General features: G+C 69.5%; 15 protein-coding genes. 5 read left to right on the plus strand and 10 right to left on the minus strand.

Annotated features, from left to right (window positions below; all coding sequences use genetic code 11):
• Positions 1–82: 82 nt before the first annotated feature.
• From NQK81_RS19300 to eccCa, 3 genes are all read right to left on the minus strand, one after another.
• Positions 83–445, minus strand: a complete 363-nt coding sequence (locus NQK81_RS19300) for a hypothetical protein (protein ID WP_126733362.1) — start codon at positions 443–445, stop codon at positions 83–85.
• Positions 446–457: 12 nt separating this feature from the next.
• Positions 458–2,398: a type VII secretion-associated protein gene (locus tag NQK81_RS19305; RefSeq protein ID WP_257489254.1), complete on the minus strand. Its 1,941-nt coding sequence runs from the start codon at positions 2,396–2,398 to the stop codon at positions 458–460.
• A gap of 68 nt (positions 2,399–2,466) precedes the next feature.
• Entirely contained in the window at positions 2,467–6,474 is a 4,008-nt protein-coding gene (gene eccCa / locus NQK81_RS19310; RefSeq protein ID WP_257489255.1) for a type VII secretion protein EccCa, read from the minus strand.
• Between the two features lie 468 nt (positions 6,475–6,942).
• Here eccCa and eccD point away from each other — a divergent pair, with 468 nt between their 5' ends.
• Complete coding sequence (gene eccD, locus NQK81_RS19315) at positions 6,943–8,307, plus strand: type VII secretion integral membrane protein EccD (RefSeq protein WP_126733359.1); 1,365 nt, start codon at positions 6,943–6,945, stop codon at positions 8,305–8,307.
• 23 nt (positions 8,308–8,330) lie between these two features.
• Entirely contained in the window at positions 8,331–9,983 is a 1,653-nt protein-coding gene (gene mycP, locus NQK81_RS19320; RefSeq protein WP_257489256.1) for a type VII secretion-associated serine protease mycosin, read from the plus strand.
• Positions 9,984–10,075: 92 nt separating this feature from the next.
• On the opposite strand, the gene NQK81_RS19325 is transcribed toward mycP, so the two are convergent.
• From NQK81_RS19325 to eccB, 3 genes are all read right to left on the minus strand, one after another.
• On the minus strand, positions 10,076–11,212 hold the full coding sequence (locus tag NQK81_RS19325; RefSeq protein ID WP_257489257.1) for a WXG100 family type VII secretion target: 1,137 nt from the start codon (positions 11,210–11,212) through the stop codon (positions 10,076–10,078).
• A 5-nt stretch (positions 11,213–11,217) separates the two neighbouring features.
• Positions 11,218–11,532: a hypothetical protein gene (locus NQK81_RS19330; protein WP_034304288.1), complete on the minus strand. Its 315-nt coding sequence runs from the start codon at positions 11,530–11,532 to the stop codon at positions 11,218–11,220.
• A 68-nt stretch (positions 11,533–11,600) separates the two neighbouring features.
• Positions 11,601–13,154, minus strand: coding sequence for a type VII secretion protein EccB (eccB, locus tag NQK81_RS19335; RefSeq protein ID WP_257489258.1), 1,554 nt, complete (start codon positions 13,152–13,154; stop codon positions 11,601–11,603).
• A 627-nt stretch (positions 13,155–13,781) separates the two neighbouring features.
• On the opposite strand from eccB, the gene eccE reads away from it, so the two are divergent.
• The 3 genes from eccE (at position 13,782) to NQK81_RS19350 (ending at position 16,890) form a co-directional block, all read left to right on the plus strand.
• On the plus strand, positions 13,782–14,963 hold the full coding sequence (gene eccE / locus NQK81_RS19340; protein WP_257489793.1) for a type VII secretion protein EccE: 1,182 nt from the start codon (positions 13,782–13,784) through the stop codon (positions 14,961–14,963).
• Positions 14,960–15,682, plus strand: a complete 723-nt coding sequence (locus tag NQK81_RS19345) for a hypothetical protein (RefSeq protein ID WP_126733355.1) — start codon at positions 14,960–14,962, stop codon at positions 15,680–15,682. The genes eccE and NQK81_RS19345 overlap by 4 nt, the downstream gene beginning before the upstream one ends.
• A 245-nt stretch (positions 15,683–15,927) precedes the next feature.
• Complete coding sequence (locus tag NQK81_RS19350; RefSeq protein WP_257489259.1) at positions 15,928–16,890, plus strand: endonuclease domain-containing protein; 963 nt, start codon at positions 15,928–15,930, stop codon at positions 16,888–16,890.
• Here NQK81_RS19350 and truA read toward each other — a convergent pair.
• The 4 genes from truA to rpsD all read right to left on the minus strand — a co-directional run bounded on the left by truA (position 16,860) and on the right by rpsD (position 20,214).
• A complete protein-coding gene (gene truA, locus NQK81_RS19355; RefSeq protein WP_257489794.1) occupies positions 16,860–17,693 on the minus strand; it encodes a tRNA pseudouridine(38-40) synthase TruA in 834 nt (277 codons plus the stop codon). The genes NQK81_RS19350 and truA overlap by 31 nt on opposite strands.
• Before the next feature lie 73 nt (positions 17,694–17,766).
• Positions 17,767–18,330 carry a 50S ribosomal protein L17 gene (gene rplQ, locus NQK81_RS19360; RefSeq protein ID WP_034304270.1) on the minus strand — a complete coding sequence of 188 codons (564 nt, stop codon included), beginning with the start codon at positions 18,328–18,330 and terminating at the stop codon, positions 17,767–17,769.
• Positions 18,331–18,407: 77 nt separating this feature from the next.
• The gene (locus tag NQK81_RS19365; protein ID WP_005166811.1) at positions 18,408–19,481 is read right to left on the minus strand and encodes a DNA-directed RNA polymerase subunit alpha; all 1,074 of its coding nucleotides are present in this window, start codon (positions 19,479–19,481) and stop codon (positions 18,408–18,410) included.
• A gap of 127 nt (positions 19,482–19,608) precedes the next feature.
• A complete protein-coding gene (gene rpsD, locus NQK81_RS19370) occupies positions 19,609–20,214 on the minus strand; it encodes a 30S ribosomal protein S4 (protein WP_007031054.1) in 606 nt (201 codons plus the stop codon).
• Positions 20,215–20,218: the final 4 nt, after the last annotated feature.

Genomic DNA, 20,218 nt, shown 5'->3' on the forward strand with positions numbered 1-20,218 from the left:
CGCGGGAACCCGGCGCGCGCGCTGCGTTTCCCGCGGAGAAAATGGCTCTCACCACGCGATTTAGCGAACGCACACAGGCGGCTCAATCGCCGCGGCTCATGATTCGCGACTGCGAAAAGTCCTCGTCGTCGTCACCCACACGTGGCCGTCGGGGCGCCGGTTCTGGCCGAAGGGGAACCAAGTCCGCCGCGGAGGGCAACGCGGGAACCGGAAGACCGGCGCCCACGCGGAACCTTTTCGCGGCGTTCCGGAGGGCGGCGGGGGTCGGCGCGGTCTCGCCGCCCGCGAGCCGCCCCTTGCCGAATTGCTTCGCCAGTTCGGCGTTCTCGCCCCGGCGGCGTTCGTAACGCGCCTTGGCCGTGCGGGCGACCTGCCGCGCATAGGTGACCGCGTCGCGCCCTGTACGCGCGAAGTGTTCGGCGGCGGTCTCGGGTTCGGGTGGCATATGCCTCCCCCTTCAGTTGATGACCACCATCGTCTTGACGACCTGCTCGCAGGCCGCGCTCACGCGCTGTTCGAGCGGTGAGCCGGTGCCGTACTGGCACCCGATGTGGACGCGAGTCTTTCCCTGCGCGACGACGTACCAGTCGACGCGCGCGCTCGGTTTGGTCTCGCGGTAGTAGATGACGGTCTTGCCGGCGTACTGCGCGTTGCCGTTGAAGCCGCTGTACTTGTCCGGCTCCAGCCGCGCCAGCGCGGCGAGTTCGTCGACGAGCCGCTGTCTGTCGGCCGTCGCGTCGTAGTCCATCACGTTCTCCTGGGCGACCACGAGGTCGTCGCCGGTGAGGGATTCGCTGGGGTGGATCACCACCTGACGCTTGGCGACGCGGTCGTCGGTCTGTGTCCAGTCCGGCGGCGCGATGAAGCGGTAGTCGTACTGGGCGAGCGTGCGGCCCTCCGGCTCGGCCTCCCCGCTGTTGACGGCGAAGAGGATGCCTCCGACAACCGCCGCGACGGCCACCACGGCCCCCGCGATGATCCAAGGCAGCTTCTTGTTCTTCCCGCCGCTCTCGGCGGCCTTGGGCTCCCTGGCGGGCTCACCCGGCCGCCACGGCGGCGGGGGTGCCGCTATCCCCTGCTGTCCCATCGGAGGCGACGGCGGCCCCTGCTGCCGCGTCGCGTTTAGCGGGCTAAACGCGCTCTGCGGGGGCGGGCCGGGAGGGAACGGGGGGCGTGGGGCCTCGGGACGCCGGTCGACGGGAGCGGGACCGCCGCCGGCCCGGGAGACCGCCGAACCCGCGAGGGAACCCGTCCGGTCCGGGTCGATCAGCACCGCGCGCAGGGCACCTCGGGCGACCACGGTCTCCGGCTGATCCAGGGTCGTCGGTACGACACCGGTCCGCTCGTGCACCAGCCGGGACACCATCGGGATCCGGCTCGACCCGCCCACGAGGAAGATCGCCGTCAGCTGCTTCGGCCGCAGCCCGGAATCGCCGATCGCGGCCACGGTCAGCTCGACCGCGCGGCCGAGCGGGCCCGCGATGAGCCGCTCGAGGTCTTCCCGGGTCACATGCGCGTCGGCGAACGGCGGCGGCATCGGGACGTCGGTGTACGCGTGCCGCGAGAGCGTCTCCTTCGCGCCGCGCACGTCCTGCCGCAGCACCCGGCGCCGCCGTCTGTCCGTGAGCTCGCGGCCCTCGACGAGCTTCCGCCATTCCGGCGGGTCGGCCGACGACACCAGCGAACCCACGTGCTCCAGGAGCGCCTGGTCGACGTCCGCTCCCCCGAAGCTCGGATCGCCCCGGGTGGCCAGCACCTGGAACCCGGCGCGTTTAGCGGGCGAACTGCGATCCGCCGGGCTGCCGGGCATGCGCTGCACCACGGAGACGTCGACGGTGCCGCCGCCGAGGTCGAGGACCGCCAGCGCGTCGCCAGGGCGGCCGCTGAACTCGACGGTGCGTTCGGAATTGAGGTCGGCCGGGGCGAACGTCGCCGCGTGATAGACCGCCGCGGCGACCGGCTCCGGCACGAGCGCGACCTGACGCGCGAGCCCGCTCGCCGCCTGCCGGAGCAGCCGGGTGCGGGTCGCGCCCCAATCGGCGGGATGGGTCAGCACGAGCAGCTCGACCTCGGCGTCGCCGGCGAGCCGCCGCGCCTCGGTCACCGCGCGTTTCAGCACGGCGTGGACGACGTCGGTCACGCGCAGGACGTTGTCGCCCAGCAGCAGGTCGCCTTCGTCGATCCGGCGCTTCGGATTCGGCTCGTAGCGCGACGGATCCACCGCCGCCTGCCGCTCCGCCTCCTGGCCGACGAACAGCGTCCCGTCCGGCGCGGCGTAGACCGCCGACGACATCAAGGGCTGCCCGTCCACCACGACGACCTGCGGCTCGCGGCCGTTGATCGAAGCGACTACGCAGGTGCTCGATGTCCCGAAGTCCACCGCTACCCGCACTGTCACAAGCCACTCCCGCAGATCGTCGTCGTCACCCCACGCCCGGCCCTTGCCTCACCTGGTTCCGCGGGAGGTCAGTCCGGCTGGATCCACGAGACCTGCATGAGCTGCTTGCCGTGCTTCCGGGTCACGAGGTTGCCTCGGCCCGGCGGCATCTGGCTCGGCTTCACGTTGGCGACCAGGTTGCCCTCGTCCCGCGAGCCGTTCATGACCATACCGGGCGCCGCGATCTCCCTGAGCTTGCCGAGGATCGGGTCGAACATCGCCCGGCTCGCGCCACCACTGCGGCGCACGACGACGATGTGCAGACCGACGTCCTTCGCCTGCGCGAGGAATTCGGCGAGCGGCTTCAGCGGGTTGCTCGTCTGCGTGGCGACCAGGTCGTAGTCGTCGACGATGACGAACAGCTCGGGACCGGTCCACCAGGACCGGGTCTTGAGCTGTTCCTGCGTGACGTCCGGACCGGGGAGGCGCCGGGTCATCGACCCGTGCACGTCCTTGACCATGCTCTCCAGCTGCGCGGCGGACACCGCGTAGCCGAGCAGCTGGTCCCCGCCGATGAAGCCGAGCATCGTGCGCCGGTAGTCGACGAGGATGATGACCGCTTCCTGCGTCGTGTACCGCTCGGTGATGCCCCTGGTGATCTGGCGCAGCAGGTTCGTCTTGCCCGACTCGCCGTCCGCGAACGCGTAGAAGTGCGAATCGGCCGCGAAGTCCAGGTAGATCGGCTGGAGGTCTTCCTCGTTGACGCCGATCGGCACCAGCTTCGTGTTGCGCTTGGTGTCGATGGACAGGACCTCGTCGTAGGTGACCATCTCGGGCAGCAGGCGGACCTGCGGCGCCGGGCGGCCCTTCCACGCGGCCTTGATCTTCGCGACCGCGTCGGCGACACCGGCGGCGACGTCGTCCGGGTTGCTCGATCCGTCGATCCGCGGAAGACCGGTCAGCAGGTGGAGCTTGTCCCTGGTGAGACCGCGGCCGGGGCGCCCGGCCGGGACGTTCACCGCGACCCGGCGGTCGATGTCCGACTCGCTCGGGTCACCGAGGCGGAGCTCGAACCGGGTACCGATCATGTCCTTGATCGCCGGCCGGATGTCCGCCCACCGGTTCGCCGCGATGATGACGTGCACACCGTAGGAAAGACCCTGGGTGGCGAGCTTGGTGATCGAGGTCTCCAGCTCGTCGAAGTCGTCCCGCAGCGCCTTCCAGTTGTCGACGATCAGGAAGGCGTCACCGAAGGCGTCTTCCTCGGGCTTGATCTCGCCCCGCCGCTTGCGGTTGCGGAACTCGTTCATCGAGTCGATGCCCATCGCACCGAACCGGCCTTCCCGCTCGGTGAGCAGGGTGGTCAGCTCGGCCACGATCCGGCGGGCCTTGTCCGGCTCGCGCCGGGCGACGGCCACGCCACCGACGTGCGGCAGGCCCTGGAGACCGGCCAACGTACCGCCACCGAGGTCGAGCGCGTAGAACTGCGCCTCCTCGGGGGTGTGGGTCAGCGCCATCGACATGATCAGCGTCCGGAGCATGGTCGACTTGCCCGACTGCGGACCGCCGACGATCACACCGTGCCCGGCGCCACCGGAGAAGTCGGCCCACAGCAGGTCACGACGCTGCTCGTACGGTCGGTCGACGATGCCCATCGGCACCTGGAGCCGTCCGTTGCCGAAGAACCCGACCGGGGAAAGACCGCGGTCGTCGGTGGGGTTCAGGTTCGGGAGCAGGGTGTCGAGCGAGTTCGGCTCCTTGAGCGGCGGCAGCCAGACCTCGTGCGCGGGCGGGCCCTGGCCGATCAGCCGGGAGACGATCACGTCGAGCTCGCTGGGCTCGACGGCCTCCTCCGACTTGGCCTCCTCGACCGGCGCGGCCTCGATCTGCTGCGGCTCCGGTTCCTTCGGCAGTTCGACGAAGTCCGGGACGAACAGCTGCGGGCGCTTGTCCGCGCGGACCACGGTCGCGACCGGGCCGGCGGCCTTGATGCCCGCGGGACGGTACGGACCCGACACGTACGAGGCCTTGAAGCGGACCAGCGTCGAGGTGTCGTACTTGAGGTAACCGCCACCGGGCACCGACGGCAGCTCGAACGCGTCGGGCACGCCGATCGCGGCGCGGGATTCCGCGGCGGAGAAGGTCTTCAGACCGATGCGGTAGGAAAGGTGCGAGTCGAGACCGCGCAGCTTGCCCTCTTCCAGCCGCTGCGACGCGAGGAGCATGTGCATCTGCAGCGACCGGCCAAGACGGCCGATGGCGACGAACAGGTCGATGAAGTCCGGCTTCGCGGCCAGCAGCTCGGAGAACTCGTCACAGACGATGAAGAGCGCGGGCAGCGGGTCGAGGTCGGCACCGTTCTCGCGGGCCTTCTCGTACTCCCAGACGTTCTTGAAGTTACCGCCGTTCTTCAGCGCCTCCTGGCGCCTGTTCATCTCGCCCGCCAGCGCGTCCTTCATGCGGTCGACCAGCGTGACCTCGTCCGCGAGGTTGGTGATGACCGCGGAGACGTGCGGCGCGGCGTCCAGACCGAGGAACGTCGCACCACCCTTGAAGTCGACGAGGACGAAGTTCAGCGTGCTCGACGAGTGCGTGGCGAGCATGCCCAGCACCAGGGTGCGGAGGAACTCCGACTTACCGGAACCGGTCGCCCCGATGCACAGGCCGTGCGGGCCCATGCCCTCCATCGCGGCTTCCTTGATGTCCAGCTCGACCGGCTGGCCGTACTCGCCGACGCCGAAGGGGACGCGGTAGCGGTCTCGCACCGGACGCGGCCGCCAGGCCTGCTGGACGTCGAAGGTCATCGGGTCGCCGGGGATGCCCAGCAGTTCGAGCAGACCGGGGTTGGACAGCAGCGGCTCTTCCTCGGCGGCGTCCTGCGCGGCGGTGCCGACGCGGTACGGCGCGAGAAGGCGTGCCAGCGCTTCGGCCTCGACCACGCTCAGCGTGTCCGGACGGCCGAACCACTCGACGCCGCCGGCGCTGCGCGCGCCGAGGCGGTCTTCCTCGACGACCAACCGCAGACCACGACGGGCCGCGAGGTTGCCGATGGAGTCGGAAAGGTCGATCAGGGTGACGCCGACCAGACCCTCTTCGAGGATGATCTGCTCTTCGCGGGTGACCTCGGCGTCGTCGACGACGATGACGACGTGCGGCTGGTCCGGCGCGGGCGTCGCGTTGCGGGAGAAGCGCTGGCGGTCACGGAGCTCCTCGTCGAGCCACTGCTCGATCTGCGCGAGGGAGCCCGCCATCATCCGCAGCTGGCCGATACCGTCGGCGAGCGCCGGGTGCTGGGCGTGCGGCAGCCACTTCGCCCACTCCCACTCCTCCTTGGCGCGGCCCGCCGTGGCGACCGCGATGAGGACGTCGTCGGGGCTGTGGAAGGTGACCAGCTGGGCCAGCATCGCCCGGGTGAGGCCACGGGTGAGGCCGCGGTCGCCCTGCATGCTGACCGCGGCGAAACCGCGGAGGGTGATCTGGGTCGGCAGGTCCGGGACGATCGAGTGCGCGCGGACGAACCGGCGCAGCGCGAGCGTGGCGATCGGCTCCAGTTCGTCGACCGGGCCGGTCTGCGGCGGCACCAGCCGCGTCGCGAGGCGGTGCGAGCTGCGGCCGACGCGGAGGTGGAGGAAGTCCTGGTCGTTCTGGCGGCGTTCCCACATGCGGCGGCTCGCGGCCAGGGACCACAGGGTCTGCGGGTCGGGGTGGACCCATTCGAGAGCGGCGCGCTGGTCGACCATGGCCTCACGGGCCCTGTCGCGCATCTGGCCGAGGTAGCGCAGGTAGTCCTTGCGGTCCTCGTCCATCTCGGCCTTTTTGGCGCCGCCGCCCTTGCCCGCGCCGCCTGCCATCATGCCGACGGTGCTGAGCACCATCATGCCGCCCATCATCATCATCATGGGATTGCGTCCACCGGTGGTGAACATGAAGATCATCATGCCGATGGAGGCGACGATCATCACCGCGGGAAGCAGCTTCATGACGATGTTGCCCGGGATGGTGCGCGGCACCTCAGGCGGCGGTTCGAGATGCACCTCGCCGCCCGGCGGCCGCGGCGCCGCCAGACGCGGTGACTTCTTGAACTGCAGCGTGCTCATCGAAGGACCCCTCTTCAAACTCGACGATGGCGGCCACCGTTGGTGCGCGTACTGGTGCGCGAGACAACCTATCGAACGTGGCCGGTGAAATCCGGACAACGCCGAGAACGGCCCCGGCCGGGGCCGTACGCATGTCGGGAGTGTAGGGCTCCGGCTCCGCCGACGTGCGTTTAGCGGCCTAACTGCGATCCGGCGCCCAGACGCCCGACGTGCGTTTAGCCCCCTAATCGCGATCCGGGGGTCTGGGGCACCTGAGGGCCCAGGGCTCCGTCGCGTCACGATTAGCCCGCTAAAGTCGACGCGCCGGCAGCCGGTCGGAGGGCCCCCGGAGGTCGTCTCTCTTACTTTTGCCGGTCTTTTTCCGACAGTCGATGATGTGGGCACCCGGGTTCGGTATAGGTTCCCCCGGGAGCAGACTCTCAGGGCAGGGGGAAGGCAGTGGCAACGGGCACGACGGTATTCAGCAGGGTGACGGTGGTCGCTCCACGCACCCGGATCGACGTGGCTTTGCCGGCTGACGTCGCGGTGGCGGACCTGCTGCCCATGCTGTTGGAGATGGCGAAGGAGGCGACGCCGGACGGCGGCGCCCGCCACGGCGGCTGGGCGCTGGCGAAGCTGGGCGACGCGCCGCTCGACCCGAGCCGGACCCTCGCGTCCCTCGGCGTGGTCGACGGCGAGCTGCTGCAGCTGCGCAAGCGCAACGAGAACCCGCCGCCCCCGCTGTACGACGACGTCGTCGACGCGATCGCCGAGTCGTCCCCGGACAGCTTCCGTCCGTGGACCAAGGAGACGGCCCGCCGCTTCGGGCACATCGCGGGCGGCCTGGCGCTGTTCTTCGCGGCCCTCGCGCTCTTCACCAGCGGCTCGCTCTACGGCGGCAACGCGCTCGCCGCCGCGATCGCTGGCGGTGTCGGCGCGATCGCGTGCGTCGCCATCGGCGCGACGCTGGCCAAGGCCTACCAGGCCGAGGCGACCGGCGTGCTGATCGCCGCCGCGGGCGGTCTGCCGCTGGCCTTCGTCAGCGGGTTCTACATCGTGCCGGGGCTGTCCGTGTGGGCGAACCTGCTGCTCGCGAGCGCCCTCGTGATCATCGTGGCGGCGGTCTGCATCCTCGTCATCGGACACGGGATCACCACCTTCATCGCGGCCGCCACGACGGCCACGATCTCGGCGCTGACGTTCCTGGCCGCGACCCTCATCGACACCCCGATCGCCGGGATCGCCGCCGGCGCCACCGCGTTCTCGCTGGCCTGCATCTCGCTCCTGCCGCGCGCGACGATCAAGCTCGCCGCCCTTCCGACGCCGCACGTCCCCGGCAGCGCCGAGGAGCTCAAGGAAGACTCGGGCTTCCCGGACTACCGCGCCATCGAACGCCGCACCGCGGTCGCCCACGAGTACATGACCGGCCTGCTGACCGGCTGCGGCGCGGCCACGGCGCTGTTCGCGATCATCGCCTCGACTTCCCCGACGGTCTTCGGCCCGATCCTCGGCGTGATCGCCACGCTGGTCCTGCTCCTCAGGGCGCGGGCGTACGCGAACGGCGCGCAGGCCATCGCCCTGCTGACCACCGGCATGGTGTCCGGCGCGGGCATCCTGCTCGGCTGGATGTGGTCGGCGAGCCCGCTGAACCGCGTCCTGTTCGTGTTCGGCGCGCTGCTGCTGATCGGCGCCGGCGCGCTCGTGGTCGGCGTGATCTTCCCGAACCAGCGCTTCTCGCCGCCGCTGCGGCGGACGGTGGAGATCTTCGAGGCCGTCTTCATCGCGACGGTGCTCCCGCTGGCGCTCGGCGTCATGGATCTCTACACGACGCTGCGCCACCTCAACTTCAAGTGACGACCCGATCGGATGATGCTCTGATGGCCGTAGCGCGGAAGTCCAGGGGGACGCGCGTCCGCCACCTCGGCCTCGCCGCACGTACCGGAACGGTGCTGCTGGCGGCCGGAATCGGTGTTCTCTCGCCGGCGTCGGTGGCTCTTCCCGCGTGGGCGCAGCAAAGCAGCATCGCGCCGGACGCCGGCGGCTACTACGCGATCCCGCCCCGGGTGGACCCGTCCAAGAAGCCGGCCGACACGGGCAAGCCGGACAAGACCTACGAGAAGAAGACCGAGTGCGTCCAGCGCAGCAAGCTCGGCGGCGACCAGGTCGACATCAAGAACCGGCCTTGGGGCCAGGAGTACCTGCAGATCGAAAAGGTGCATCAGCTGATGCGCGGCGCCAAGAAGTCGGTCGGCGGCGGCATCAAGGTCGCCGTGATCGACACCGGCGTCTCCGCGCACCCGTACTTCGGGGGCCGTGTCGAATCGGGTGGTGACTACGTCGCGACACCCGGCGGAGGCAAGCCGCCTGGGCTCGAAGATTGCGATGGTCACGGCACCGAAGTAGCGGGGATCATCGCCGCGAACCCGCCCGACTCGAGCATCGGGTTCCGAGGGGTGGCGCCGGACGCCACGATCCTGTCGATCCGGCAGTCCAGCCAGAACTACGAAGAAGTCGAGAAGAAGGAAGAGCCGCCGGCTTCTTCCAACAACCCGGCTCCCCCTTCCTCGTCGAACAATCCGGGATCGCAGCTACCGCCGTCCTCCCAGGGGAACGGCGCTGTCGGCGGCGCCGCGGACGGGACCGCGCCTGGCCAGGACAAGGGCGGACGTCAGCAGGAGCAGGGCAAGACCGCGGGCACGCTGACCACACTCGCGCAGGCTGTGGTCCGCGCTGTCGACAAGGGCGCCAACGTCATCAACATGTCTGTCGACAACTGCCGCACGGCCACCGGCACCATCACTCCGCGCGAGCAGGAGCTTCAAGCGGCGGTGAACTACGCCGTCAATCGCAATGTGGTCGTCGTCGCGGCGGCGGGCAACGTCGGCGACAAATGCGTGCAGAACGATCAACCGGACCCCAAGGTGCCCAAGACGATCGTCACTCCGCCTTGGTTCTCCGAAGACGTGCTGTCGGTCGCGGCGATCGACGAGACCGGCGGTGTCGCGCAGTTCAGCGTCCACGGGCCGTGGGTCAGCGTCGCCGCGCCGGGCACCAAGATCATCTCGCTGGATCCCGCAGAGGGGTCCAGCAGCCTGGCCAACCTGACCATCGAGGGCGGCAAGGATCCTGGTCCCATCCAAGGGACCAGCTTCGCGGCTCCGTACGTCGCCGGTGTGGCCGCGCTTGTGCGCCAGAAGTTCCCGGAGCTGAACGCCCGTGAGGTGATGACCCGGATCCAGGCGACGGCGCAGCACCCTGCGGCGCCGGGCGGACGGGACAACTTCGTCGGCTTCGGTGTCATCGACCCGATCGCGGCGTTGACGGCGATCGTGCCGTCGGAGGCGGACAAAGCGAAGCCGGTCCAGCTGCCCGCGGACCTGCCGCCCGCGAACGACCGCGACCCCGCCCCGATGATCGTCGCGCTCGCCGGAACCGGCGGGGGCCTGGTGGCGCTACTCGTCACGCTGTTCGTGGTGCACTCCGTCCGCCGCAACCGGCCGACCACCTCACCGGGCCGCAAGACCCCGTAGCACCTGCGTTTAGCGGGCTAATCGCGATCCGGGCTCGCCTGAGGGCCGCCCAGATCGCGATTAGCCCGCTAAAGTCGCTCGGCGCGGGGACTCTACTTGGCTGGCTTGGGCTTCGGAGCCGGCTTCTCGTCCTCGCCGATCACGGGCGGGACGACCTGGCCGGGCTCACCGACCACATCGGACGGTTTCGAGGCGGGCCGCGTCTTGGACTGATGCGCCGTCTGGCCTCCGCCCATGCCGCCCATCCCCATCATCGGCGCCATCCCCATCGGCATCATCGCCGATCCTGCCCCGGCGACCCCGTGCCCATGCGCCGGAGCGGCCTGAACGGGCGCGACCTCCGGGACCAGCGCCTGCCCTTGCTCGATCGGCGGTTCATTCGCCCCGGTCTGCCTGCCGTCGGCAGCGGACGGCGACGTCGACTGATCGTCGGACGCCGCACCGGAATCCGCCTCAACGGGGGCCTTTTCGGGCACCGGCGCGCCCTGCGCCTCGGACTCGTCGTGAAGCTTGAACTCGTCCTGCGGGTACCGGTGAGTGATTTCGATGCTCCGCGAGCCTGCGTCAGGATCGTCGACGCCGTCGCAAAACCGCACGAAGCCCTCGAGGACGTTACGAGCGGCTTCATGGAGCGCCTTGGCCGACTCTTGCGCCTCCTCCAGCTGGGTCCGCGCCCGCCGGACGCCACCGACCGGCAGCATCGCGGTCTCGGAGGTCAGTTCGGCCGTGTCGACCAGGACCTCGACGAGGTCGGTCAGGATGCGGCGGATCGACAGCACCAGCTCGTCGAGCGAGCTCGCCAGCGTGCTGAGGGCGTCTTCGACGTCGGAGCCCGCGGCGTTGATGTCCACGATGTACGCGACGAAGGCGTCAGCGTCCTTGCCGGACCACCCGGCGTCGAGACGGCCGAGGTCCTCCGACAGTTCTTTCGAGACGTTGCCCGCGGTCTTCGCCGCTTTCCGGAGCAGGTCCGCCTCGACCTTCAAGTCCTCCCAGCGCCCGGCCAGCGGGGTCAGGTAGGTCTCGACCGGATCGATCAACCCCAGCTGGCCGGACAGCTCCGAAACGAAGGCGAGATGCGGTGCCGCGGCCTCGATCAGCTCCTCACCGCCCGCCCCCGTCGCGTTTAGCGGGCTAAACGCGATCGGGGGCGCCTCGGGAGCCGCGGGACGTGCGGCCGCCATCGGGTGCGGGATGGAATCCGTCGGGTTCTCCGATTCGGCGATCATGCGGTTCAGAGCTCCACTGCGCGCTTGATCGTCTGCGCGGCCTCGTCGTCGTGCCCGGCGTGCCGCGCGGTCACCGTGTGCAGGGCCTCGGACGCCGACCTCAGCGCGGCCGCGCCTTCCACCAGCTGACGCCGGATGGCCTCGGCCGCACGCCCATAGGACGCGCCGAGGCCCAACTCCTCGCCCAGCGTGCCGTGGGATTCGACGGTGACGCCCTCACCCGTCACCTCCGCGGCCGCCAGGTCGAGCTCTCCGGCGGCCGCGTCCACCCGTTTCGCATAGTCACCGACGACGTCGCCGTCGATCTTCAGGCCGGCCACTGCACCCTCCACTCACCCGATTCCGCTCGGGCGTTGAGACGCTCGCGCCGTCCGAGGGGTTCCCGTGCTCAGTTGCCCGCCGGAGCCTGCTGCGACTGCGTGGCGACCGAACCGGCCCGATCGTCGATCGGCACCGTGTCGAACGTCCGGAGCACGTCCTGCGTGTTCAGCGAAGCGCCGGTAGGCAGGATCCTGACGATGGATTCGGGCGCGGGAACCCGTTTGTTGAGCCCGATCGAATCCGCCGTGACCGCGTCGGGGACGCCGTACCGGATCCCGCGATCGGAGATCAGCTGGATCGGCCCCTTGTCGAAGGTCTCCTTGCCGGTCGCCGACTGGACGACCGCCGCGAAGCCGGGCTCCATGTAGAAGCTGTTGATCGGCGCGCCGACCGGGCCGGGGGTACCGATCTTGACGCCGGGCGCGGATCCGTCGGCGTTCCTGCCCTTCGGCAGCTTGTCGTCGACGAACACGGCCGTGTGCGCGTCCCGGGAGCCGCCTTCGCCGGTGATGGACCAGCTCAGGCAGGAGACCCGGGAGCCCTGAGTCGCGTTGAGCACCGTCGGCACGGTCTGGGGATACGCGTCGAGCTCGACGACCTGGGAAACCCGGTTGAGGTTGCGGATCGCGGCCAGCGGCACGGACGTGACCGAGGTGCTGCCGTCGTTCTTCCCGGTCTTCACGATGTCCGCGACGGCGGGCGAGATGGCCTGGATGCCTTCGCGCGTGATGAGGTAGAAGTCCTTCCGCCCTTCGGCCTGCTCCGTGGAGAACACGTCGCCGACCTTCATGCCTTCGATCTCGTAGCTCGGGCTCTCGCCCTTGCCCGGGACGTCCGGGAGCTTCAGCTCCGGAACCTCGGGGATCGCGTCCAGCAGACCCTGCGAGATACCGCGGGGCTGATTGGGCAGCTTCAGGGCGGAACGGACGGCGTCGGCGTCAGGCTGGATCTCGGCCTTGACGGCGTTCGCGTTCCGGACGTTCGGGTCCGGCTTCTGCCGGTAGATCAGGTACTCGCGGCCGTTGGCGCCCTTGGCCAGCAAGGCTTCGTTCTGGCCGAGCTCACGGCTTCCGAGCTGCTTCACGCCCGCGTAGACGGTCGTCTCGGTCTTCGTGAGGTCCGGCTGAGGCACGGACGGGTCGTACATGACCTCGTCGCACACACCCCATTCCGGGGAGACCCGCTGAGTGTCCGTCGGCATCAGCTGCGGGCCGTTCGGAATACCCATGAGCTGACCGCGGGGGATGTTCTTCAGCTGTTCATCCGAGACGACTGTGGGGTTCTTCACTTCGGAGGCCTGCGTGGGCCCGGAAGGCTTGGCGCCCGCCTGCTGTGCCCCTTGTTTCGACTGCGCGATGATCAGCAGCCGCGCGGAGGCGAGGTTGAAGGTCGGGATCAGTTTCTTCGGGTTCCCGGCCACGACGTAAACCGTTCCGGACTGCTCGCCGATGACGATGTTGCCCGCTTCCGGCACGGCGGGCTTCGGGCTCAGCAGGCCCCAGATGACGAAGACCAGGACGCCCAGCGCGGCCAGCACGACACCCACGATGGTGGCCCGCGTGTGCGTGCGCATCGGGTCGTGGAGCATGACGGCGTCGCGACGGACCAGCGCGGATTGCATCCGTCGCAGAACGAACTGATAAGCCTGAACTTGAGACTTAGTAGTCGGTGTTGATGGCATTCTCGACCTACAGTCCTCCCCGTCGCGGTACGGTTCCGCAGGATAGCCGTACGGGGACCGTCTGGTGTGGGGTTTCTACCAACTCCAGCTAGTGTCAAGTTCCTCGGGACCGGCTTTCCGGGTACGCAGCAAGCACGAGGGGAAGAGAAAGCGCGGATGTCCGTCACCACTCCTCCACGTCCGCCCGGCCCTCCGGGGCCGCAACCTCCTGGTCGTCCGCCGGGACCGCCGCCAAGGCCCGGCAGACCGGGTGGTCCGGGCGGCCCGGCCGGAGGCCCGGGAGGTCCCGGTGTTCCTCGCGGTCCCGGGGGCCCAGGCGGCCCTGGAGGGCCTGGAGGGCCTGGCGGACCGCAGGGTCCTGGCGGCCCCGGTGGTCCAGGAGGGCCCAAGGGCCCCGGCGGGCCTGGTGGTCCGGGAGGCCCCGGTGGACCTGGAGGGCCCGGTGGACCAGGCGGTCCCCCGTCCGGCGGCCCCGGCCCGCAGTCCGGTCCCCCGCCGGCTCCGGTGGCACGGATCGCCGCGCCCGCGCGACGCCGTACCGGCGGGATCAACCTCGGCCCGCTGCCCGTGGCGAACCTGGTCGTGCTCGAACTCGGGCTCGCGATCGGTCTCGTCCTGCTCGCGATCGACATGGAGCTGAAGTACGTCGCGATCGGCGTGCTCGCGTTCGCGATCATCATCGCGTTCCTGCGCTGGGGCGGCCGCTGGTTCACCCAATGGGCTGGACTCACCATGCGGTACATGCTCCGTTCGCACGATCGGGTGGCGAATCCGCTTCCGCCGAGCAGCATCGAGTCGCTCGCAGCCGAAGAGGACGCCGTCACCGGTCCCGACGACGCCCGCGTGAACCTGCTTCGTCTCGCCGTTCCCGATCTCGTCGTCGCGCACGGTGTCGACCACGAGCGCCAGCAGGTCGGCATCGCGTGGAACGACGGGACGTGGACCGCCGTCCTGCTCGTCGAACCCGCGCCCGCGCTGATCACCCAGGCGGGTGGAGCGCCGAGCCTGCCGCTGTCCGCGCTCGCGCCGTGCCTCGAAGACCGTGGCGTGGTCCTCGACTCGATCCAGATGATCTGGCACTGCTACCCGGGCAGCGCCGCGCTTCCGTCGGACTCGCCCGCACTCAGCTCCTACATGGAGGTGCTCGGCCCGCTCCCCGCGGCGGCGCGGCGGACGACTTGGGTCGCCATCCGGCTCGACCCGCGCCGATGCCCGGCCGCCATCCGCGAACGCGGTGGCGGCGTCGTGGGTGCGCATCGCGCCCTGATCGGCGCGCTCTCGCGGGTGCGCAACGCCTTGGAATCGCAGGGCGTGCCGACCCGGCCGCTCGACCCGGACGAGTTGCTGCGGTCCAGCATTTCGGCCGCCGAGCTGACCGCGGTCGCCGGTTCGCAGGGGAAGGTCGGTCTGCAGGAGCGCTGGACCGGAGTCACCGCCGCCGGTATCGGCCACGCGAGCTACGCGATCACCAGCTGGCCGAAGGGCAAGATCAGCGGCAGCCTGAACGCGCTGACCAGTGTCCGCGCGCTGTCGGCGACGGTGGCGATGTCGATCTCGCCGTCCGCGGACGAGGGCAAGATCGGCCTGCGGGGAATCGTGCGCCTGAGCGCGCGGAACCCGCGTGAACTGGACGCGGCCGACCAGCGGCTGCAGGGCATCTCGGACCGGCTGGGTGTGACGCTGACGCCGCTGCGCGGCCTGCAGATCTCCGGGTTCTCCGCGACTTTGCCGATCGGAGGCACGGCATGAGCACCCGCATGCGCGACGCCGGCCAGAGCGCCGGTGTCGCCCCGGAATTCACCGTCGACCCGGCGATGCTCGACGCGATCAGCCCATCCGGTGATCGTGGTGGGATCGTTCTCGGCTCCGGACTCAAGGGCGAGCCGCTGACGATCTCGGCGCTGCGCTCGACCCCGACCCGGATCGTGCTGGTCGGTGGTCTCTACCTGGCTCGTCAGGTGGCGCTGCGGGCGATGGCGGTCGGAGCGTGGGTCGTCGTCGCGACGGGACGTCCGGCCGCGTGGCAGGTGCTCCCCCAGGCCGCGGGGACCCAGCCGAACGGCAGGCCTTCGCCGCTGGTGCAGATCCGGCGGCTGTCGCCGGTGGATCTTCCGCGGCCCTCCGAGGACGCGCCGCTGCTCGTGGTGACCGATGGTGGCCCGACGCCGCAGGATCTGTTCCCGCCGCGGTCGCCGTGGCAGACGACGGTCTACGTGCTGCCGTACCTGCACCCGCAGGCCGGAGCGACCGCGAACGCCGCCGACCTGGTGCTGATGCAGCGGCTCCCGCCGGGACAGGCCGAGCTGGCCGCCCGGATCTGGCGGCTCCCGCCCCAGATGATGAAGCAGCTCACGACGCTGAAGGACGACCAGGTCGTCGCCCTTGGCCGGAACCTCTGGCGCCCTCTTCGCCTGGTCACCACGGCGAAGGAGCAGCAGATCCTGGGCCCCGTGCGCCGCGGCGACTAGCCCGGCCCGCGTCGACTTTAGCGGGCTAATCGTGCTCTGCGGGGGCACTGTCCTTTTCGGACGGTGCCCCCGTTTTGCGTCCTGCCCGCGTCGCGATTAGGCCGCTAAACGCGATCCGGGTCGCGGGGCCTGGCCGTCAAGGGGGTAATCGCGCAGGCTGTGGATAGGCCGGGGGTTGTGGATAAACACTCTCGAATTGGCAGTCACGGCCATGGGTTGTCGGTCTTGTCGATCACTGTGTCGATATGGCCAAACCCTTCGATTCATCTCATCTTCCCGACGTATTCCGCGGCTCGGAAGCTCGCAAGGCAGGCCTCATCACGGCCAGCCAGCTTCGCGGATCAAGCGTCCGACGGCTGTTCCAGGACGTCTACACGCGCGCCGATGTCGAGGTCACGCATGAACTGCGATGCCGAGGAGCCGCGTTGCTGGCTCCTCCCGAAGCAGTGCTGACCGGGCGATCGGCCGCGACCGTTCAGGGCGTCGAGCTGGCCAAACCTCACGATCCGGTCGAGATGATCGTCCCGGAGAAGAATCGCTTCGGCCCGATAGTCGGTATCAAGGTTCGGCGTACCGAAGTCAAACCCGAGGAATCGAGGCCCTGGAACGGCATTCGGATCGCGCGGAAAAGCCGAACCGCGCTCGATCTGCTCCTCCGGCTTTCTCCTCGTAAATCCGGCTGGGTGCGCCGGCTCCGCATCGGCGTGCCGGACCTGGACCAGTTCTTGAGAGCCGAGAAACTCACCGACCTACATCTCAACAGGGAGTTCTACGGTCGCCGCAACAGGGGAATCCGTTTGGCCAGACATGCTTTGCGATTGTCCGATCCTCGCGCGGAGTCGCCTCCGGAATCGGAGCTCCGCATCGTGCTGGCCGCCGGCGGCATCACGGCGACGCCTCAGCTCGAGGTCACCGCCCGAACCGGTCATTTCCTCGCTCGCCTCGACCTGGGGGACGAGCAGTTCAAGGTCGCCGTCGAATACGACGGCCGCTGGCACAACACCCCGAAGCAACGAGCCCATGATCGCAAGCGCCGAAGACGCGTGGAGGCCGAGGGCTGGCGTTTCGTCATCGTCACCGCGGAAGACCTGGCGAACGACTTCAAAGGCATCGTCGAGTCCGTCTGGCGGGCCCGCCGCCGGAGCGCGATTAGCCCGCTAACCGCGCCGCGGCCGGGTCAGGAGGGGCTGCGCATGGCGCGCGTTTGATCGGCGCGTGAGGCGAGTTCGGCGTCCGGCGGGTAATCGACCGCCATCAACGTCAGGCCGTGTGCGGGAGCCACCGCGCTGTCGCGAGTCCGGCTCTCCAGGACGTCGCCGGGCCAGCCCAGTGGACGGCGGCCGTCCCCGACCAAGAGCAGTGTCCCCACCAGACTGCGCACCATCGAGTGGCAGAACGCGTCGGCGGAGACGGCGACCTCGACCGCGTGCGGCCCGGTCCGCCGCCAGACAAGCCGTTGCAGCTCGCGAATGGTCGTCCCGCCCTCGCGCTGCTTGCAGAAGGCCGCGAAGTCCTGCAGGCCCAGGAGAGCCTCCGACGCCTCGTTCATCGCGTCGACCGAAAGCGGGCGGCCCCAGGCCAGAGTGTCGTGACGCCGCAACGGATCCACGCCCCACGGCGCGTCCGAAACGCGGTAGAGGTAGTGACGCCGCACGGCCGAAAACCGCGCGTCGAACCCGGGCGGCGCGACGCGGGCATCCAGCACCCGCACGTCGCCCGGCAGGTACCGATTCCAGCGGTGACGCATCCGCCCCAGGTCAGGAATGCCCTGCTCGTCCAGTTCCAGACGGCCGGATCGCGTTTTGCCCGCTAAAGGCGACACGTCGACGTGGACCACCTGGCCCGCCGCGTGCACACCGGCATCCGTGCGGCCGGCGACGACGACGGACTTCGGGACCGAAGCTCCTGGAGGCTGCTTCGCGAGTGCCTCTTCGAGGACCCCCTGCACCGTGCGCCGCCCGGGCTGCCGCGCCCAGCCGGAGAAATCCGTGCCGTCGTAGGAGACATCCAGACGCAGACGAACGAGCCCGCCCTCCGCAGTGGGAGTGGCGGGCTCGTCCGGGGTGTTCGGTGCCGTCAGAACGTCAGTCCTTCTTGCTGTCCGCGTCCGCGGCGGGGGCCTCAGCGGCCTCGTCGGCGGCGGGAGCCTCGGTGGCCTCCGGAGCCTCGGTGGCGGCCGTGTCGGCAGCCTCAGGGGCGTCGGTGGTCTCCTCGGCGGCCGGGGCGGCAGCCTTCGGCTCGTCCTTGGCGAACTTCGTCTTGCGCGCGGCCTCGGCCTCGGCGGTGACGGTCTTCTCGGCCACCAGCTCGATGACGGCCATGGGGGCGTTGTCGCCCTTACGCGCCATCGTCTTGGTGATCCGGGTGTAGCCACCCGGGCGCTCCGCGAAGAACGGACCGATCTCGGCGATCAGCTTGTGCACGACGTCCTTGTCGCGCACGATGCGCTGGATCTGACGACGGTTGTGCAGGTCGCCCCGCTTCGCCTTCGTGATCAGCTTCTCGGCCAGCGGGCGCACCCGCCGGGCCTTCGCCTCGGTCGTCGTGATCTTGCCGTGCTCGAACAGCTGGGTGGCCAGGTTGGCCAGGATCAGCCGTTCGTGCGCGGGCGACCCGCCGAGACGGGGTCCCTTTGTGGGGGTGGGCATCGGTTCTCCTCGTTCAGCTCACAGCTGGAGGCCGTCGCTCCCCCACCCCTACTGGTGTGAGGGAGCCGTAGCTGGCCTTACAGCTGCTCCGTCTCTGCGTAGTCCTGGCCATCGTCGTGGCCGTTGTCCGAAATTCCGTCCGTGATGCTGTCGACGCCCTCGGACCAGCCCTCACCGTCGTAGCTGGCCGCGGCCGCGGTCGGGTCGAACCCGGGCGGGCTGTCCTTCAGCGCGAGGCCGAGACCGACGAGCTTGAGCTTGACCTCGTCGATCGACTTCGCACCGAAGTTGCGGATGTCCAGCAGGTCGGCCTCGCTGCGCGAGACCAGTTCGCCGACGGTGTGGATGCCCTCGCGCTTGAGGCAGTTGTACGACCGGACGGTGAGGTCCAGGTCCTCGATCGGCATCGCGTAGGCGGCGATGGTGTCCGCCTCCTGCGGCGACGGGCCGATCTCGATGCCTTCGGCGTCGACGTTCAGCTCGCGCGCGAGACCGAACAGCTCCACCAGCGTCTTACCGGCCGACGCGACAGCGTCCCGCGGCGTGATCGACGGCTTCGTCTCCACGTCCAGGATCAGCTTGTCGAAGTCGGTGCGCTGCTCGACACGGGTCGCCTCGACCTTGTAGGTCACCTTCAGCACCGGGGAGTAGATGGAGTCGACCGGGATCCGGCCGATCTCCGCGCCCGCCTGCTTGTTCTGCAGGGCCGGAACGTAACCGCGGCCGCGCTCGACGACGAGCTCGATCTCGAGCTTGCCCTTGCCGTTCAGCGACGCGATGTGCAGATCCGGGTTGTGCACGGTGACACCGGCCGGGGGCACGATGTCGGCGGCGGTGACCTCACCAGGGCCCTGCTTGCGCAGGTACATGGTGACCGGCTCGTCCTCTTCCGAGGAGACCACGAGCTCCTTGAGGTTCAGGATGATGTCGGTGACGTCTTCCTTCACCCCGGGAACGGTGGTGAACTCGTGCAGCACGCCGTCGATGCGGATGCTCGTCACGGCCGCGCCCGGAATGGACGACAGCAGCGTGCGCCGCAGCGAGTTGCCGAGCGTGTAGCCGAAGCCGGGCTCCAGCGGTTCGATGGTGAACCGGGAGCGGGTCTCGTTGACCGTCTCTTCGCCGAGAGCCGGTCGCTGGGAAATCAGCATCTTTCCTAATTCCTTTCCAAACGGCGCCCGCCATATGACACCGAAAGGGATGGCGAAACGGCGGCGCACTCCGGGCGCCGCCGCCCGTGCCCACATCGGGCCGGGGAAACCCCGGCCCGATGGTGGATCACTTCGAGTAGAGCTCGACGATCAGCTGTTCCTGGACCGGAACGTCGATCTGAGCGCGCTCCGGGAGCTGGTGGACCAGCACGCGGAGGTTGGACGGAACGACCTGGAGCCACGCGGGAACGGGACGCTCGCCGAAGGACTCCTTGGCCGCGACGAAGGGCAGCATCGCGAACGACTTCGGCCGCACGTCGATGATGTCCCACTTCGTGACCTGGTAGGACGGGACGTTGACCTTGACGCCGTTGACCAGGAAGTGGCCGTGGCTCACCAGCTGACGCGCCTGACGGCGGGTGCGGGCGATGCCGGCGCGGTAGATCACGTTGTCCAGCCGGGACTCGAGGATCTGCAGCAGGTTCTCACCGGTCTTACCCGGACGCCGGACGGCTTCCTTGTAGTACCGGACGAACTGACGCTCGAGAACGCCGTAGGTGTAGCGAGCCTTCTGCTTCTCCTGCGACTGCAGGAGGTACTCGGACTCCTTGATGCGCCCGCGGCCGTGCTGGCCCGGCGGGTAGGGGCGACGCTCGAAAGCCTGGTCGCCGCCGATGAGGTCAACCTTGAGGCGACGCGAAATACGCGTCGCGGGGCCGGTGTAACGAGCCATTTCT

Source organism: Amycolatopsis roodepoortensis, assembly GCF_024628825.1.
Classification (GTDB): Bacteria; Actinomycetota; Actinomycetes; order Mycobacteriales; family Pseudonocardiaceae; genus Amycolatopsis; species Amycolatopsis roodepoortensis.

Bases quoted from the DNA above. Each gene is read 5' to 3' on its own strand.
- NQK81_RS19300 (WP_126733362.1), bottom strand. From the start codon at position 445: ATGCCACCCGAACCCGAGACCGCCGCCGAACACTTCGCGCGTACAGGG.
- eccCa (WP_257489255.1), bottom strand. From the start codon at position 6,474: ATGAGCACGCTGCAGTTCAAGAAGTCACCGCGTCTGGCGGCGCCGCGG.
- mycP (WP_257489256.1), top strand. From the start codon at position 8,331: ATGGCCGTAGCGCGGAAGTCCAGGGGGACGCGCGTCCGCCACCTCGGC.
- NQK81_RS19325 (WP_257489257.1), bottom strand. From the start codon at position 11,212: ATGATCGCCGAATCGGAGAACCCGACGGATTCCATCCCGCACCCGATG.
- eccB (WP_257489258.1), bottom strand. From the start codon at position 13,154: ATGCAATCCGCGCTGGTCCGTCGCGACGCCGTCATGCTCCACGACCCG.
- NQK81_RS19345 (WP_126733355.1), top strand. From the start codon at position 14,960: ATGAGCACCCGCATGCGCGACGCCGGCCAGAGCGCCGGTGTCGCCCCG.
- NQK81_RS19350 (WP_257489259.1), top strand. From the start codon at position 15,928: ATGGCCAAACCCTTCGATTCATCTCATCTTCCCGACGTATTCCGCGGC.
- rplQ (WP_034304270.1), bottom strand. From the start codon at position 18,330: ATGCCCACCCCCACAAAGGGACCCCGTCTCGGCGGGTCGCCCGCGCAC.
- NQK81_RS19365 (WP_005166811.1), bottom strand. From the start codon at position 19,481: ATGCTGATTTCCCAGCGACCGGCTCTCGGCGAAGAGACGGTCAACGAG.
- rpsD (WP_007031054.1), bottom strand. From the start codon at position 20,214: ATGGCTCGTTACACCGGCCCCGCGACGCGTATTTCGCGTCGCCTCAAG.